This is a genomic window from Dietzia sp. NPDC055343 (genome assembly GCF_053645265.1).
This window is the reverse complement of record NZ_JBSHMJ010000169.1, coordinates 1-1,098: the sequence shown is the minus strand read 5'-3', so window position 1 is coordinate 1,098 and position 1,098 is coordinate 1. Positions and strand designations below refer to the sequence as shown.

Below are 1,098 nucleotides of genomic sequence, written 5' to 3'. Positions count from 1 at the left end.
GCGGCTAGGGCGTTGACCGCGGAACCGGGCCGGGTGCCCGCGGAGTGGACCTCGATCGCCTCCCCGGCGTGCAGGCGCATGAGCGCGGCCGCCATCTGGGACTTGCCGCCGTTCTTGACGCACACGAACAACACGCTGGGAGTGCTGGTCATGACCGGGCTCCTTCGGTGTTGCGGGCCGGGTCCGTGCGAGGTGGCGGAAGGGTTGGATCTCCCGGGAACAGTCGGGGGCCAGCCCAGAGCGCGACGTAGACGAGCCCGATCAGAACAGGAACCTCGATCAGCGGGCCGACCACACCCGCCAGGGCCTGGCCCGAGGCGATACCGAAGGTGCCGATCGACACCGCGATCGCGAGTTCGAAGTTGTTACCCGAGGCGGTGAAGGCGACGCTGGTCGACTTGGCGTAGTTCAGCCCCACCGCCTTGGAGACGAACCAGCTGAAGAAGAACATCAGGACGAAGTACAGCAGTAGCGGCACGGCCATCCGGGCCACATCCAGCGGCTGCGAGGTTATCGCCTCGCCCTGCATGGCGAACAGCAACACGATGGTGAACAGCAACCCGTACAGCGCCCACGGGCCGATCCGGGGAAGGAAGGTCTCCTCGTACCAGTGCCGTCCTTTCGCCCTCTCCCCCAACACGCGGGTGAGGAAACCGGCCAGCAGGGGGATGCCGAGGAAGACCAGCACGGAGATCACGATGGACCACACGGAGAACTGCGCTGAGGTGGTCTCCAACCCCAGCCAGGAGGGGAGCAGCTGCAGGTAGAACCAGCCCAGGGCGCCGAACGCCACGACCTGGAACACCGAGTTGATCGCCACCAGTACCGCGGCGGCCTCCCGGTCCCCGCACGCCAGGTCGTTCCAGATGAACACCATCGCGATGCACCGGGCGAGTCCCACGATGATCAACCCGGTACGAAACTCGGGAAGATCCGGCAAGAAAATCCACGCCAACGCGAACATGAATGCCGGCCCGAGGATCCAGTTCAAAATCAGCGACAGCGTGAGGAGTTTGCGGTCGCCGGTCACCCTGTGGGTCTCGTCGTAGCGCACCTTCGCCAGGACCGGATACATCATCACCAGCAGGCCGATCGCGA

The 1,098-nt window shown here is 65.3% G+C and carries 2 protein-coding genes; both read right to left on the bottom strand.

The features are described 5' to 3' along the window. The coding region (locus tag ACWIE7_RS19420; protein ID WP_454070369.1) for an arsenate-mycothiol transferase ArsC at positions 1-152 on the bottom strand (152 nt) is incomplete at its 3' end. Next, a partial coding sequence (gene arsB / locus ACWIE7_RS19415; RefSeq protein ID WP_454070368.1) for an ACR3 family arsenite efflux transporter occupies positions 149-1,098 on the bottom strand: 950 nt, incomplete at its 5' end. The genes arsB and ACWIE7_RS19420, both read right to left, overlap by 4 nt.